The organism is Pseudomonas sp. Ost2 (genome assembly GCF_018326065.1).
Taxonomy (GTDB): Bacteria; Pseudomonadota; Gammaproteobacteria; order Pseudomonadales; family Pseudomonadaceae; genus Aquipseudomonas; species Aquipseudomonas gingeri.
Genome location: NZ_AP021904.1, coordinates 2080810 through 2095953 on the forward strand (window position 1 = coordinate 2080810; position 15144 = coordinate 2095953).

Consider the following 15144-nt stretch of genomic DNA (forward strand, 5'->3'; position numbering starts at 1 on the left):
CAGGAGCCGGGCTTGCCCGCGAAGGCGGTCTGACGAACCACGAAAAACCGCCTGAATCAGCGCCGCACCTGTTTCAACGTCTCGGCAATCAGGAACGCCAGCTCCAGCGACTGATCGGCGTTCATCCGCGGATCGCAATGGGTGTGATAGCGGTCCGACAGGCCATCTTCGGTGATCGGCCGCGCGCCGCCGATGCACTCGGTGACATTCTGCCCGGTCATCTCGATATGAATCCCGCCGGCATAACTGCCTTCGGCCTGGTGCACCTGGAAGAACTGCTTCACCTCACTGAGGATCTGCGCGAAGTCGCGGGTCTTGTAGCCGCTGCTGGCCTTGATGGTGTTGCCGTGCATCGGGTCGGAACTCCACAGCACCTTCTTGCCTTCGCTTTCCACCGCGCGGATCAGTTGTGGCAGGTGATCGCCGACCTTGTTCGCGCCCATGCGCACGATCAGGTTCAGGCGACCGGGGTCGTTGTCCGGGTTGAGAATATCGATCAGGCGGATCAGGTCGTCGGTGTTCATGCTCGGGCCGACCTTGACCCCGATCGGGTTGTTCACCCCGCGCAGGAACTCGACGTGGGCGCCGTCGAGCTGGCGGGTACGGTCGCCGATCCACAGCATATGGGCCGAGCAGTCGTAGTAGTCGTTGGTCAGGCTGTCGCGGCGGACAAAGGCTTCTTCGTAGTTCAGCAGCAGCGCTTCATGGGCGGTGAAAAAACTGGTCTCGCGCAGTTGCGGTGAGCTGTCCATGCCGCAGGCGCGCATGAACGCCAGGGTTTCATCGATGCGGTCGGCCAGCTGGCTGTATTTCTCGGCCAGGGCCGAGTTGGCGATAAAGTCCAGGTTCCATTTGTGTACCTGGTGCAGGTCGGCGAAGCCGCCCTGGGCAAAGGCGCGCAGCAGGTTCAGGGTGGCGGTGGCCTGGTGATAGGACTGCAGCAGGCGGTCCGGGTCGGGCACGCGGCTTTTTTCATCGAAGCCGATGCCGTTGACGATATCGCCACGATAGGCCGGGAGGGTCACGCCGTTGATGGTTTCGTCGTTGGCCGAGCGCGGCTTGGCGAACTGGCCGGCCATGCGTCCGACCTTGACCACCGGGCAGCCGGCGGCGAAGGTCATGACAATGGCCATCTGCAGCAGCACCTTGAAGGTGTCGCGGATCTTGGCGGCCGAGAACTCCGCGAAACTCTCCGCGCAGTCGCCGCCCTGGAGCAGGAAGGCCCGGCCCTGGGTCACTTCGGCGAACTGCCGGCGCAGTTCGCGGGCTTCGCCGGCAAACACCAGGGGCGGGTAGCTGGCCAGGCTTTGCTCGACGCGCAGCAGGTGGGCGGCGTCCGGGTAATGAGGTTGTTGCTGGATCGGCAGGGCGCGCCAGCTGTCAGGGCTCCAGGGGTGGCTCATCATGAACTCTAGTGTTGACGGTCGGAGTCCCATGTTAGCAGCAATTAGTACGTGACCTGCTCCCGTGGCTTGGCCGACAATCGGCGCTTTCCCGCTCGTAGCCGAGCGGCTTGATTCATCGCGACGGCAGGGGCCGCTCGCGGCAAGGAGATGAAATGTCTGAGGAGCGCGTCGAGCGTCTGCTGGCTGAAGTGCACGACGACTTCGGCATGATTCGCGTGCTGGAAGTGGACGACTACCGCTTTCTCGAATTTGGCGATGCGATCGAGCAGAGCTGCGTGTTCACCGCTGATCCCAGTTGGCTGGAATATGACTATACCCGGGCCATGCTCATCGGCGCGCTGTGCCACGAGTTGCCCGAGAGCGCGCTGTTCCTCGGGCTGGGGGCCGGGACACTGACCCAGGCCTGCCTGAAGTTCCTGCCGCTGGAAGATGTCGAGGCCATCGAACTGCGCCCGGACGTACCGCGCCTGGCCATCGAGTACCTGGGGCTGGACGACGACCCGCGGCTTTACATCCGGGTCGGCGATGCCCTGGAACTGCTGGAGACCGCGGAGTCGGCGGACCTGATCTTCGTCGACCTCTATACCGATGTCGGCCCGGGGGTGGGGCATCTGGCCTGGACCTTCCTGGAGAACTGCCAGAAGAAGCTCAATCCCGGCGGCTGGCTGGTGATCAACCAGTGGGCCACCGACGATGGCAAGCCCCTGGGCGCGGCGCTGCTGCGCGGGTTGTACCACCGGCATTACTGGGAACTGCCGGTGAAGGAGGGCAATGTCATCCTGATCGTCCCGGCGGACCTGGACCAGGTGCTGGACCGCGACGCCCTGATCGGTCGCGCCGATGAGCTGGCGCCGCGCCTGGGCTACTCGTTGCAGTCGTTGATCAGGGATATCCGCCCGGCGACCTGAGGTTCAGCGCCCCTTGAATTCGCCGGGGCGTTTTTCCAGCATGGCGCGCACGCCTTCCGCGGCGTCCTCGCTGGTCAGCAGTTTCTTGACCAGCGCCGGCAGGCTCGCCGCCGCGGCCGTCTCCCCTTCGTAGCGGGCCTGGCGCGCCGAGGTCAGTGTCGCCTGGACACCCAGCGGCGCCTGTCGCGCGATGCGTTCGGCCAGTTGCAGGGCTCTTGGCAGCAAGTCTTCGCTGGCCATCACTTCCTGCACCAGCCCGAGGCGCAGCGCCTCGTGGGCGTCGAACTCGTCGCCGGTCAGCAGCCAGCGCATCGCGTTGCCCCAGCCGGCGATCTGCTGGAAACGCAGGGTCGCGCCGCCGAAGGGAAAGATCCCGCGTTGCACTTCCATCTGGGCAAACCGGGTGTTGCTGGCGCACAGGTTGATATCCGCGGCGAGCATCAGCTCTATGCCGATGGTCAGGCAGTAGCCCTGCGCCGCGACGATGACCGGTTTGCTGACCCGGGGGCCGGCAAATACGCCCCAGGGATCACAACCGCCGGTCGGTATCTTCCAGCCTTCGGCCATGGTCGCGCCGACCTTGGCCAGGTCCAGGCCGGCGGTGAAGTGTTCGCCATGGCTGAAGACCACGGCGACCCGCGACTGTTCGTCGCGCTCGAACTCGCCATAGGCCAGGCTCAGTTCGTCGAGCAGGTCGAGGTCGAAGGCATTGCGCTTGGCGACCCGGTCCAGGCCGAGCAGCAGGACATGACCACGTTGTTCACGACTGACACGACTGGCGGCGGGCTGATTCATGGGGCAGTTCCTGGGTAGGGGAGCGAAGCCGCGGGCCGGCGTAGCCGACCTGATGGGTGAACCGTTTAAGCACCAAAGCACGCCCGTAGAAAATAACGCTTTGGCCGCCGATCCGCAAAGCCTGAAACAGACGGGCGTCTACCGGCTTTTGCCGATAAATAAATCTCCCTTTTTTCGCCAATTCCGGTATAGTGCGCGCCGGCCTTTAACCGGGCCGCGTTTAGGTAATGCAATTCCCCGAAGCCAGCTTCGGCTGCTGTTCGCCCTGCGGACTATCCTTGACGATTCTTTCATTCAATCGTTTTCGCAAATCCCCGCCGACAAAGCTGCCAGGGTGACTCTCAGAGTCTTACACGGCATGTGCAGCTTTGGAGCATGGGTCTTTGCGGATGCACTTAGAGGCAGACCCATGACCCAGGAAATCGGCGGCTTCGCCGCTCTTGAACTTCATCCCAATATTGTCGCTGCAGTAGTCGCTACCGGCTATGAAGAGCCTTCGGCCATTCAGCAGCAGTCAATTCCGATCATCCTTGCCGGTCACGACATGATTGGTCAGGCACAAACCGGTACCGGTAAAACGGCCGCTTTCGCCCTGCCTATCCTTCACCGCATCGATCCGTCCAAGCGCGAGCCGCAAGCTCTGATCCTGGCCCCAACCCGTGAGTTGGCGCTGCAAGTTGCAACCGCTTTCGAAACCTACGCCAAGCAGATGCCGGGCGTGACTGTTGTGGCTGTCTACGGCGGCGCGCCGATGGGCCCACAATTGAAAGCAATCCGGAATGGCGCGCAGATCGTTGTCGCCACCCCGGGCCGTCTGTGCGACCACCTGCGTCGCGACGAAAAAGTCCTGGCGACCGTGAACCACCTGGTTCTCGACGAAGCCGACGAAATGCTCAAGCTGGGCTTCATGGATGACCTGGAAGTCATCTTCAAGGCCATGCCGGAAAGCCGCCAGACCGTCCTGTTCTCGGCCACCCTGCCGCAATCGATCCGTGCCATCGCCGAGCGCCACCTGCGCGATCCGAAGCACGTGAAGATCCAGAGCAAGACCCAGACCGTCACCGCGATCGAGCAGGCCCACCTGCTGGTTCACGCCGACCAGAAGACCTCGGCCGTGCTGAGCCTGCTGGAAGTCGAGGACTTCGATGCCCTGATCATGTTCGTGCGCACCAAGCAAGCGACCCTGGACCTGGCCAGCGCCCTGGAAGCCAAAGGCTACAAGGCCGCCGCGCTGAACGGCGACATCGCCCAGAACCAGCGTGAGCGCGTGATCGATTCCCTCAAGGATGGCCGCCTGGACATCGTTGTGGCAACCGACGTGGCTGCTCGTGGCCTGGACGTTCCGCGCATCACCCACGTATTCAACGTGGACATGCCGTACGATCCGGAATCCTACGTTCACCGTATCGGCCGTACCGGCCGTGCCGGTCGCGAAGGTCGTGCCCTGCTGCTGGTGACTCCACGCGAGCGCCGCATGCTGCAAGTGATCGAGCGTGTGACCGGTCAGAAAGTTGCCGAAGTCCGCCTGCCGGATGCCCAGGCCGTTCTCGATGCGCGCATCAAGAAGCTGACCAACAGCCTGTCGCCACTGGTGGCCGATGCCGAATCGACCCACGGTGATCTGCTCGATCGCCTGACCGCCGATATCGGTTGCAGCCCGCGTGCCCTGGCCGCGGCCCTGCTGCGCAAGGCGACCAACGGTCAAGCGCTGAACCTGGCCGCTATCGAGAAAGAGCGTCCACTGGTGCCGAACAATGCACCACGTGGCGATCGTCCGGAGCGTTCGGGCGACCGTCCCGAGCGTAGCGATCGCGAGCGTCGTGCCCCGATCCCGCTGGCCGAAGGCCGTGCCCGCTGCCGTACCGCGCTGGGCGCGCGTGACGGTATCGCCGCCAAGAACCTGCTGGGCGCCATCCTCAATGAAGGTGGCCTGGCTCGTGAAGCGATCGGTCGCATCCAGGTGCGCGACAGCTTCAGCCTGGTGGAACTGCCGGAAGATGGTCTGGAGCGTCTGCTGACCAAGCTGAAGGACACCCGCGTTGCCGGCAAGCAGCTCAAGCTGCGTCGCTATCGCGAGGATTGATCGACAGGCGTCGACAGACGTTGCGTTGATTGATCGATAAAAAAATCCCCGACTGGTTCGGGGATTTTTTTTGCCTGCTCCTGGAGGATTGACGTTTCAACGCGAAATATCTCGCTACCCCGAACCTTGTGGGAGCCGGCTTGCCGGCGATGAGGCCCGCGAGGCTGGCATTGACCTGACGGACGCCATCGCCGGCAAGCCGGCCCCACAAAAGCGCTGTCAGGCGAAGCGATAGATGTCCATGCCCAGCGCGCCCATGGTGAAACCCTGATGGGCGATGCTCATCCGGTCGCCGGCGCCGCGGGCGAAGTACAGCGGCAGCAGGTGCTCGTCGCTGGGGTGGCTGCGCACCGCGTAGGGGGCCTGTTTGCGGTAGTCGTGCAGGGCGGCTTCGTCATCGGCGGCGAGTTTGTCGACCATCCAGTCGCGAAACGCCTTGGCCCATGGCTCGATGGTTTCCGGGCCGGCATGCCAGTCCAGTTCGCCGAGATTGTGGGTGATGCTGCCGGAACCGATCAGCAGGATGTCCTGGTCCCGCAGGCTGCGCAGGGCCTGTCCGACCCTGGTCTGCAACGCAGGACCCTGGCGGCTGGGCAGGGAGACCTGGACCACCGGGATATCGGCTTGTGGATACATCAGCGACAGCGGCACCCAGACGCCGTGGTCGAACGGCCGGTTGTTATCCAGGCGGGCGGGCAGGCCGCTGGCCGTCAACCGCTGGGCCACCTCGGCGGCCAGTTGCGGTTCGCCCGGCGCCGGGTATTGCACGGCGAACAGTTCGCGGGGGAAGCCGCCGAAGTCGTGCCAGGTTTCCGGGTGCGGGTTGCTGCTGACCAGCAACTCCTGGCTTTCCCAGTGGGCCGAGACGATCACGATGGCTTTCGGGCGTGGCAGTTCGGCGGCCAGCCGGGCCAGCGCCGGGCCACTGGCACCGGGTTGCAGCGCCAGCATCGGCGAGCCGTGTGAGATAAACAGGCTGGGGAGCATAATAAAGGTCCTGAGCGTTAAGATGAGATCATCTTCGGTCAGATCATTGATCTAAATCTAATATAAGTTTTGATAGGTTTTAATCGAATTTCCTGAGGTCAATCATGCAGCCCGAGTTTTGGCACAAACGCTGGGAGTTCAACCAGATCGGTTTTCATCTGGATCAGGTCAATCCCTGTCTGCAACGCTTCTGGCCGGACCTGGCGCTGGAGCCCGAGGCGCGGGTGCTGGTGCCGCTCTGTGGCAAGAGCCTCGACCTCGCCTGGTTGGCGGCCCAGGGGCTGCGGGTGCTGGGCGTGGAACTGTCGGAGAAGGCCGTGGAGGCCTTTTTTGCCGAGCAGCAGCTCAAGCCGCAGGTGCGCGAGCACGGTGCCTTGCGGATCTACGAGGCCGGGCCGCTGGAGCTCTGGTGCGGGGATTTCTTCGCCCTGACCGCGGCGGACGTCGCCGACTGCACGGCGCTTTATGATCGTGCGGCGCTGATCGCCTTGCCGCTGGAGATGCGCGAGCGTTACACGGCGCATCTGACACGGATCCTGCCGGGTGGCTGCCAGGGTTTGCTGATCACCCTTGATTACGATCAGGCGCAGATCGACGGCCCGCCGTTCGCGGTACTCGATGGTGAGGTCCGGCGTCTGCTGGAGCCGCAGTGGCAATTGCGCATGGAGGAGGAGCGGGATGTGCTCGGCGAGAGCTGGAAGTTTCTCCAGGCGGGTGTCACACGGCTGGAAGAGCGGGTGTACCGGCTGGAGAAGATTGCTTGAGGATGGTGGGTTGGTAGCTGGTGGGTGTTGAGGCTGTGTGGGCTTTATGTGGGGGGCTTGTGTGGGAGGGTTTGTGTGGGAGCGGGCTTGCCCGCGAAGCTTTTGGCGCTCTTGATGACGCCTTCGCGGGCAAGCCCGCTCCCACAAGGGTCCGCTCCCACAAGGGCCGCTCCCAAAAGAGCTTGCTCCCACACAATCCTGCCCCCACATAGCCTGCCTTGGGGGCAGGGTCAGGTCAGCCGCGACGACGCAGGGCGTCGATGCGCTCTTCCAGCGGCGGGTGGCTCATGAACATCTTCGCCAGGCCCTGCTTCAGGCCGCCGTTGATGCCGAAGGCGTTCAGGGTGTCGGGCATGTGCACCGGCAGGCCCTGTTCGGAACGCAGGCGCTGCAGGGCGCTGATCATCGCGGCGGTACCGGCCAGGCTGGCACCGGCTTCGTCGGCGCGGAATTCGCGTTTGCGCGAGAACCACATGACGATGGCGCTGGCCAGGAAGCCCAGGACCAGTTCGGCGAAGATGGTCGCCACGTAGTAGGCGATACCCTGGCCTTCTTCGTTCTTGAAGATGACCTTGTCGACGAAGTTGCCGATGATCCGCGCGAAGAACATCACGAAGGTGTTCACCACGCCTTGCACCAGCGCCAGGGTGACCATGTCGCCATTGGCCACGTGGCCGATCTCGTGGGCCAGCACGGCCTTCACTTCATCGGGCGAAAAGCGCTCCAGCAGGCCCTGGCTGACGGCAACCAGGGCATCGTTCTTGTTCCAGCCGGTGGCGAAGGCGTTCGCCTCGTAGGCGGGGAAGATACCGACTTCCGGCATCTTGATCCCGGCTTCGCGAGACAGTTGCTCGACGGTCTGCAGCAGCCATTGTTCGTGGCGGGTGCGTGGCTGGGTGATGATTTGGGTACTGGTGCTCATCTTCGCCATCCACTTGGAGATGAACAGCGAGAACAGCGAGCCGGCGAAACCAAAGACCGCACAGAAGATCAGCAGCTGATTGAGGTTGAGATCAACCCCGTTGGCCGCCATGAACCCGTTGAAGCCGAAAAGGCTCAGGGTGATGCTGGCAATCAGCACGACCGCCAGGTTAGTGGCCAAGAACAGCAGGATGCGCATCATGGTTGAAAGTTTCTCCTCATCTAAAGATGTAGCGTCATGCGGGGTATATAAGGTGCCGCTACCGCCTATTCAACCGGGTGACTATTTCAAACTGTGTCCTACAGCTCGATTCTAGAATCCTGCCAGTCATTTCCGAAGCGCGGAAGCCGATTTTTTCTTGCAGCAGCGCCTCCAGTCACTTCAGAAACCGCGCCGCAGAGCCTTTGACAGCTCCCTGCGGGACAGTTCGATGAGTGACGCACGCGCATACAAAAAACAGCCGATGAGAGGGGGGCCACGCTGCAACTCTTTCTTGGAGTCGCAGCGGGCTGTAGGAGATTACTGGCGGTAGGATTTCAGGAAGTTGCCGATGCGACCGATGGCCTGTTCCAGGTCGTCGACCCGTGGCAGGGTGACGACGCGGAAGTGATCCGGCCACGGCCAGTTGAACGCGGTGCCCTGGACGATCAGCAGCTTCTCCGAGAGCAGCAGGTCCAGCACGAATTTCTCGTCGTTGTGGATCGGGCAGACCTTCGGATCGATCCGCGGGAAGGCATACAGCGCGCCCATGGGCTTCACGCAACTGACACCGGGAATGTCGTTGAGCAGTTCCCAGGTGCGGTTGCGCTGTTCCAGCAGGCGGCCGGGCGGCAGCACCAAGTCGTTGATGCTCTGGTAGCCGCCGAGGGCGGTCTGGATCGCGTGCTGGCTCGGCACGTTGGCGCACAGGCGCATGTTCGCCAGCATGTCGATGCCCTCGATGTAGCTCTGGGCATTGTGCTTGGGACCGGAAATCGCCACCCAGCCGGAGCGGAAACCCGCGACCCGGTAGGACTTGGACAGGCCGTTGAAGGTCAGGCACAGCAGGTCCGGGGCCAGCGAGGCGGTGCAGATGTGCACGGCGTCGTCGTAGAGGATCTTGTCGTAGATCTCATCGGAAAACACCACCAGGTTGTGCTGGCGGGCCAGTTCCAGCATGCCCAGCAGCACTTCCTTCGAATACACCGCGCCGGTCGGGTTGTTCGGGTTGATGATCACCAGGGCCTTGGTGTTCGGGGTGATCTTGGCCTTGATGTCGGCCAGGTCGGGCCACCAGTTGGCCTGTTCGTCGCACAGGTAGTGCACCGGGTTGCCGCCGGAAAGGGTGACGGCGGCGGTCCACAGCGGGTAGTCCGGTGCCGGGACCAGCACTTCGTCGCCGTTGTTGAGCAGCGCCTGCATCGACATCACGATCAGTTCGGAGACGCCGTTGCCCAGGTAGATGTCCTCGATGCCGACACCTTCGACCTGCTTCTGCTGGTAATACTGCATGACCGCCTTGCGGGCGCTGAACAGGCCCTTGGAGTCGCTGTAGCCCTGTGCGGTCGGCAGGTTGCGGATCACGTCCTGGAGAATTTCGTCCGGCGCTTCGAAACCAAAGGGCGCCGGGTTGCCGATGTTCAGCTTGAGGATGCGATGGCCTTCCTCTTCCAGGCGTTTGGCGTGCTTGAGCACCGGGCCGCGAATGTCATAACAGACGTTGGCGAGCTTGTTCGATTTGCTGACCTGCATGGCGATTTGATCCCGAAAATGGACGATCCGGGCGACTCGCTGAGCGCCCTGGCAATACTGCGTTTTCAGCGCGTCCCGTGGTCCCTGGCCAGCGCTCGGAAAATCCGATTTGAATGCGCCTGGCGCGGGTGCCAGACTGGCGTTCAACGAGGCGCAATCATACGTGCCACCCGATCCGCGGAAAAGATACAGATCGGGGTTTTTCAGTCGCCGAGGTGTAACGATGGAAAAGCTTGAGAAAACCCTGGAAGAGTGGCGCGCCATGCTCGATCCGGAGCAGTACAACGTCTGTCGCCTGAAGGGCACGGAGCGGCCGTTTTCGGGCAAGTACAATGGCACCAAGACAGATGGTGTCTATCATTGCATCTGTTGCAACGCGCCGCTGTTCGACTCGAAGTCGAAATTCGATTCGGGTTGCGGCTGGCCGAGTTTCTACGAACCGATCGGCGAGAGCGCGATGGTCGAGATCCGTGACATCAGCCACGGCATGATTCGCACCGAGGTGGTCTGCGCCAGGTGCGATGCACACCTGGGCCATGTGTTCCCGGACGGTCCGCCGCCGACCGGCCTGCGTTACTGCATCAACTCCGTGTGCCTGGACCTGGTCCCCCGGGGCTGAGTCCTGCCACAGGCACCGCCCCCGCGGGGGCGGTGTTATCAAATGGCGATATGGCGTGGCATCAGTCCGGGAAATTGAATTGTGTACAATTCAATTGCTCGCTATTTTATCTGGCATTCAATGGAGGAACTGTCATGAGCGCAAACCTGCTGAACATCCCGTGCACCACCATCAAGGGTGAGCAAAAGACCCTCGGCGATTTCGCCGGCAAGGCCGTACTGGTGGTCAACACCGCCAGCAAGTGCGGTTTCACCCCGCAATACAAGGGCCTTGAACAGCTCTGGCAGAACTACAAGGACCAGGGCCTGGTGGTTCTCGGTTTTCCCTGCAACCAGTTCGGCAAGCAGGAGCCGGGCAACGAAGGCGCGATTTCCGAGTTCTGCGAGCTGAACTACGGCGTCAGCTTCCCGCTGTTCAAGAAGATCGAGGTCAATGGCGACGGCGCTCACCCGTTGTTCGTGCAACTGAAGAAAGACGCCCCGGGCCTGCTGGGTTCCGAGCGCATCAAATGGAACTTCACCAAGTTCCTGATCGGCAAGGACGGCAAGCTGGTGAAGCGTTTTGCCCCGCTGACCAAACCCGAGGACCTGACCCGCGAGATTGAAGCCCTGCTCAAATGAATGACCTGTCCCTCGATTCCCTATGTCTCGATCGTCAGTTGTGCTTCAAGCTGTATGCGGCTTCGCGGGCGGTTATCCGGGGTTACAAGCCCATGCTCGAGCAGTTGGGCCTGACTTATCCACAGTACCTGGTGATGCTGGTGCTGTGGGAATGGCACGAAGCCGCGCCGGAGCAGCCCACGGTCAAGGCCCTGGGCGAGCGCCTGTTGCTCGACTCGGGGACGCTCACGCCGTTGCTCAAGCGCCTGGAGCAGGTGCGGTTCGTGCAGCGCCAGCGTTCGCCCCGCGATGAACGTGAAGTGCACCTGAGCCTGACGGCATCCGGCGTGGCCCTGCGCGAGCAGGTTGCACCGCTCAAGGCGCGCCTGCTCTGTGACAGCGGTGTCGACCTGGGTCGGCTCGATGAACTGCGTGACGGCCTCGATCAGTTGCTGGCGTATATCAGGGAGCCGTAGGCGGGACCCAGAGTTCCAGCAGCGCCATCAACTCCTCGCGCCGGAACGGTTTTGCCAGGTAGTCGTTCATGCCCGCCGCGCGGCAGCGTTCACGTTCTTCGGGCATGGCGTTGGCGGTCAGCGCGACGATCGGCAGATGCGGCCAGCGTCCGCTGCGGCGGATCTGCCGGCTGGCCTCGTAACCGTCCATGACCGGCATGTTGCAGTCCATCAGCACCATGTCGAAATCCTTGTGCTCCAACTGGCTGAGGGCCTCGCCGCCATGGGCGGCGACGGTCACTTCGCAGCCCAGCTTGCCGAGCATGCCCTTGGCTACCAGTTGATTGACCGGATTGTCCTCCACCAGCAGGATGCGCCCGCGGCGTTGTGGCTGGTTGACCTGGGCCTGCACCGCCTGGTCGGTCGGATCGTCCGCCTGCAGGGTGCGTTGCAGGATCTGATACAGCGCGTTGCGCGCGAGGGGGCGGGCCTGCTGTTGCAAGGGGGCCAGGGCGGCGGCCTGTTCGCTGGGCATGAAGTTGCCGTAGGCGGTCACCAGCAGGATCGGTGCGGTGATGGCCGGGCGCAGCCCGAACAGGCATTCCGGGCAATCGGTAATCAGCAGGTCGGCCTGCAGGCCGGCGAGGCTGTCGTCGAGTCCGTAGCGCTGGTAATCCAGGCCCCAGGCCGGCAACTGGTTGCCGAGCAACTCGCTCAGGCCGCTGGCCGGTGAGCTGACGGCGATGATCTTGCCCTTGAGCTGCTTGGGCGTGGCGGCCGGTGTATGGCTGGGCAACGGCAGTTCGGCGCAGAACTGGCTGCCGAAGCCGACTTCGGAGTTGATGGTCAGGCGGCCCTTCATGGCTTCGCAGAGGTTATGGGTCAGGGTCAGCCCCAGCCCGGTGCCGCCGTACTGGCGGGTGATACCGGCGCCGGCCTGGGTGAAGGGCTGGAAAATCTTCGCCTGGGCTTCCTGGGCGATCCCGATGCCGGTGTCGCAGACCTCGATCCGTACGCCGCCGTCACGGGCTGACAGGCGCACATCGACGCGGCCGAAACGGGTGAACTTCAGCGCGTTGGACAACAGGTTGCTGACGATCTGCCGCACCCGGGTCGGGTCGCCCAGTACCAGGGCCGGGAACTGCGGGTCGATCAGGCAGGCCAGTTCGACGCTCGGGGCGGCATTTTGCGAGAGCAGGTTGGCGGTGTCCTCGACCAGCGCGCCGAGGTCGAAGGGGATTTTCTCCAGTTCCAGTTGCCCGGCGTCGAACTTCGACAGATCGAGGATATCGTTGAGCAGTTCCACCAGGACTTTTCCGGAGTCATGGGCAATCGACAACTGCTGGCGTTGCTCGGCATTCAGCGAGCTGTCGAGGGACAGCGCGATCATGCCCAGCAGGCCGTTCAGGGGCGTGCGGATCTCGTGGCTCATGTTGGCGAGGAACGCCGAACGTGCCTGCGCCATGTTGAGGGCGGTGCTGCGGGCGACTTCCAGCTCTTCGTTGGACTGGCTCAGGCGGGCATTGATCGCCTTGAGCTCGGTGGTACGGGCCGAGACGATGTTTTCCAGTTGCCCGAGGTAATCGGTCAGGCGGTTCTCGGCATTGCGTCGTTGCTGGATCTCGGTGGCCATGGTGTCGAACTGCTGGTTGGCGACCTTGACCAGGACGCCGATCTCATCGTTCTCATGACCGGGGGGAAACTCCAGCCGCGATTGCCGGGCGGTTCCCGGTTGAGTGTTGCTCAGCGCGCGGATGACCCGCACCAGCGGCTTGGTCAGCATCACGTAGAACAGTCCGAGGAGGATGCCGGTCAGGATCAGACTGCGGGCGAAGCCGTTGAGCAGGGTGACTTCGGCCCGCTTGAGGAAACGGATGCCAAAGGTGTAGGTGTCGACATCCAGGTGCAGGATACCGAGGGATTCGTTCGGCAGGTGGCTGAGAAACAGCCGGTCCTCGAATTGCCGGTCGGCGCCGAACAGATAATCGCTGATCATCCGGTAGTTGCCGCTCTGGCGGGGGCGCTCGACGCTGGCCAGCACCGATTTGTTGTTGTCGATCAACTGCGCCCGCAGCACGGCCGGCGAACGCAACAGGCCGAGGGTCAGTTCCTGGGCCAGTTCGGCATCGATGTTGTAGGCGATTCTGGAGGCCGGGTTGTGGCTGATTTCCAGCAGCGAAAGGATTTCACGATTGATGGAGGCGTTTTCGCTGGCATAATCGAGGCCGATCTGTACCAGGCTGAGCAGTGTCCCCAGGATAAACCCGACCAGCACGGTCAACCGGGCCTGCTTGTAGGACAAGCGCTGGGTGAATTTTATATCCATGGGGTGGTGTACCACGTTCGTTTCCCTTCGCCGGGCAAGCATAGCTGATCCTTCGGGGTCACCGGCAGGTGGTGATGGCGCCCCGAAACATTGTCGACCGAGATTGCTGGTTGTTTTGACGCGCCCGAGGGCGCCGACGCGACATCATGAGTGTGAACTTGCCTGAGGAAAAGTCGTGGATGCTCGATTGAATGCCTTTCTGGAACGCGCCGATGCGTTTCTCTCCCGCCTGGAACCCCTGCTGCCCGCCACGCGCCAGGTGATCGACTGGGATCGTTGCCTGGCGGCCCGCTGGCAGCGTGAAGGCCGTACTGGCTACCTGTTGCCGCTGGAGGTCAGCCTGGACATGCGCCTGTCCGACCTGATCGGTGTCGACAAGCAACGCGAGCAACTGGCCCGCAACACCCGGCAGTTCATTGACGGCCTGCCGGCCAACCATGCGCTGCTCTGGGGCTCGCGGGGCACTGGCAAGTCATCGCTGGTCCGCGCCTTGCTGGCAGAACATGCCGGTGCCGGCCTGCGCCTGATCGAGATCGAGCGCGATCACCTGGCGGACCTGCCGCGGGTGGTGGAACAACTGATGAAGTTGCCACAGCGTTTCGTGCTGTTCTGCGACGACCTCTCGTTCGAGTCCGGCGAAGGCGACTACCGGGTGCTCAAGAGCGTGCTCGACGGCTCGCTGGAGCAGGCCCCGGACAATGTGCTGCTGTACGCCACATCGAACCGCCGGCACCTGGTCCCGGAGAAGGAAAGCGACAACGAGAACTGGAAGCGGGTCGACGGCGAGCTGCACCCCAGCGAAGCGGTCGAGGACAAGATCGCGCTCTCCGACCGGTTCGGCCTGTGGCTGTCGTTCTACCCGTTCACCCAAGAGCATTTCCTCAGTGTGGTCGAGCACTGGATCGGCGAACTGGCGCTCAAGGCCGGGCTGAAGTGGCAGCGTGACGAGGAACTGGACATCCAGGCGGTGCGCTGGGCCACCGGGCGCGGCAACCGCAACGGTCGTTGCGCCTATCAGTTTGCGCGTTACTGGGTCGGATTGAAATTGCTGGAGCAGGCACCATGATCGATTTGCAAAAGGCCGGCGCGGGTCTGGACGGCTACGGGCTGCTCTGTGCGCAACTGGAGTCGTTGCTGGCGGACGAGCGCGATTTCATCGCCAACGCGGCGCAGTTCTCGGCGTTCCTGTTCAACCAGCTGGACGACCTGAACTGGGCCGGTTTCTACCTCAATCGCAACGAGGAACTGGTGCTCGGGCCGTTCCAGGGGCAGATCGCCTGCGTGCGGATTCCCTTCGGTCGTGGCGTCTGCGGCGCGGCGGCGGCCAGCCTGCAGACCCAGCGGGTCGAGGACGTGCACGCGTTCGCCGGGCATATCGCCTGTGACAGCGCGTCGAACAGCGAACTGGTGGTGCCGCTGGTCAAGGACGGCAAGCTGATCGGCGTGCTCGACCTCGACAGCCCGCGCCTGGCCCGCTTCACCCCGGAAGATCAGGCGGGCATCGAAGGACTGGCGGCGATTTTCCTGCGCCTGACCGACTGCTGAACCG

At 63.0% G+C, this 15144-nt stretch carries 13 protein-coding genes and 1 pseudogene; 8 read left to right on the plus strand and 6 right to left on the minus strand.

The features are described from left to right. Positions 1 to 56 precede the first annotated feature (56 nt). Positions 57 to 1403, minus strand: a complete 1347-nt coding sequence (locus KI243_RS09315; RefSeq protein ID WP_017125869.1) for a 3-deoxy-7-phosphoheptulonate synthase class II — start codon at positions 1401 to 1403, stop codon at positions 57 to 59. A gap of 155 nt (positions 1404 to 1558) precedes the next feature. On the opposite strand from KI243_RS09315, the gene KI243_RS09320 reads away from it, so the two are divergent. Continuing rightward, positions 1559 to 2314 (plus strand): spermidine synthase, encoded by a 756-nt coding sequence (locus KI243_RS09320; RefSeq protein WP_017125870.1) that lies wholly within the window; start codon positions 1559 to 1561, stop codon positions 2312 to 2314. Positions 2315 to 2317: 3 nt separating this feature from the next. Here the strand turns inward: KI243_RS09320 and KI243_RS09325 are convergent, their stop codons facing one another. Further along, positions 2318 to 3109, minus strand: a complete 792-nt coding sequence (locus KI243_RS09325; protein WP_212810718.1) for a crotonase/enoyl-CoA hydratase family protein — start codon at positions 3107 to 3109, stop codon at positions 2318 to 2320. A gap of 375 nt (positions 3110 to 3484) precedes the next feature. Here KI243_RS09325 and KI243_RS09330 point away from each other — a divergent pair. Further along, positions 3485 to 5192: pseudogene (locus KI243_RS09330) on the plus strand (DEAD/DEAH box helicase). A 219-nt stretch (positions 5193 to 5411) separates the two neighbouring features. Here the strand turns inward: KI243_RS09330 and KI243_RS09335 are convergent. Beyond that, the gene (locus tag KI243_RS09335) at positions 5412 to 6179 is read right to left on the minus strand and encodes a class III extradiol ring-cleavage dioxygenase (protein ID WP_177107434.1); all 768 of its coding nucleotides are present in this window, start codon (positions 6177 to 6179) and stop codon (positions 5412 to 5414) included. Positions 6180 to 6283: 104 nt separating this feature from the next. Here KI243_RS09335 and KI243_RS09340 point away from each other — a divergent pair, with 104 nt between their 5' ends. After that, complete coding sequence (locus KI243_RS09340) at positions 6284 to 6943, plus strand: thiopurine S-methyltransferase (protein ID WP_212810719.1); 660 nt, start codon at positions 6284 to 6286, stop codon at positions 6941 to 6943. Positions 6944 to 7178: 235 nt separating this feature from the next. Here the strand turns inward: KI243_RS09340 and htpX are convergent, their stop codons facing one another. Together htpX and KI243_RS09350 are read right to left on the minus strand one after the other, a co-directional pair. Then, positions 7179 to 8066 carry a protease HtpX gene (gene htpX, locus KI243_RS09345; protein WP_017125875.1) on the minus strand — a complete coding sequence of 296 codons (888 nt, stop codon included), beginning with the start codon at positions 8064 to 8066 and terminating at the stop codon, positions 7179 to 7181. A gap of 318 nt (positions 8067 to 8384) precedes the next feature. Then, on the minus strand, positions 8385 to 9596 hold the full coding sequence (locus KI243_RS09350) for a pyridoxal phosphate-dependent aminotransferase (protein WP_017125876.1): 1212 nt from the start codon (positions 9594 to 9596) through the stop codon (positions 8385 to 8387). Between the two features lie 223 nt (positions 9597 to 9819). On the opposite strand from KI243_RS09350, the gene msrB reads away from it, so the two are divergent. From msrB to KI243_RS09365, 3 genes are all read left to right on the plus strand, one after another. Further along, positions 9820 to 10215, plus strand: coding sequence for a peptide-methionine (R)-S-oxide reductase MsrB (msrB, locus tag KI243_RS09355; RefSeq protein ID WP_017125877.1), 396 nt, complete (start codon positions 9820 to 9822; stop codon positions 10213 to 10215). Between the two features lie 134 nt (positions 10216 to 10349). Continuing rightward, positions 10350 to 10835, plus strand: coding sequence for a glutathione peroxidase (locus KI243_RS09360; RefSeq protein WP_017125878.1), 486 nt, complete (start codon positions 10350 to 10352; stop codon positions 10833 to 10835). After that, entirely contained in the window at positions 10832 to 11290 is a 459-nt protein-coding gene (locus KI243_RS09365; RefSeq protein ID WP_212810720.1) for a MarR family transcriptional regulator, read from the plus strand. The genes KI243_RS09360 and KI243_RS09365 overlap by 4 nt, the downstream gene beginning before the upstream one ends. Here the strand turns inward: KI243_RS09365 and KI243_RS09370 are convergent. After that, positions 11277 to 13595: a response regulator gene (locus KI243_RS09370; protein WP_017125880.1), complete on the minus strand. Its 2319-nt coding sequence runs from the start codon at positions 13593 to 13595 to the stop codon at positions 11277 to 11279. The genes KI243_RS09365 and KI243_RS09370 overlap by 14 nt on opposite strands. 175 nt (positions 13596 to 13770) lie before the next feature. On the opposite strand from KI243_RS09370, the gene KI243_RS09375 reads away from it, so the two are divergent. Next, positions 13771 to 14661 (plus strand): ATP-binding protein, encoded by an 891-nt coding sequence (locus KI243_RS09375; RefSeq protein ID WP_042935253.1) that lies wholly within the window; start codon positions 13771 to 13773, stop codon positions 14659 to 14661. Further along, positions 14658 to 15140, plus strand: a complete 483-nt coding sequence (locus KI243_RS09380; protein ID WP_017125882.1) for a GAF domain-containing protein — start codon at positions 14658 to 14660, stop codon at positions 15138 to 15140. The genes KI243_RS09375 and KI243_RS09380 overlap by 4 nt, the downstream gene beginning before the upstream one ends. Positions 15141 to 15144 lie beyond the last annotated feature (4 nt).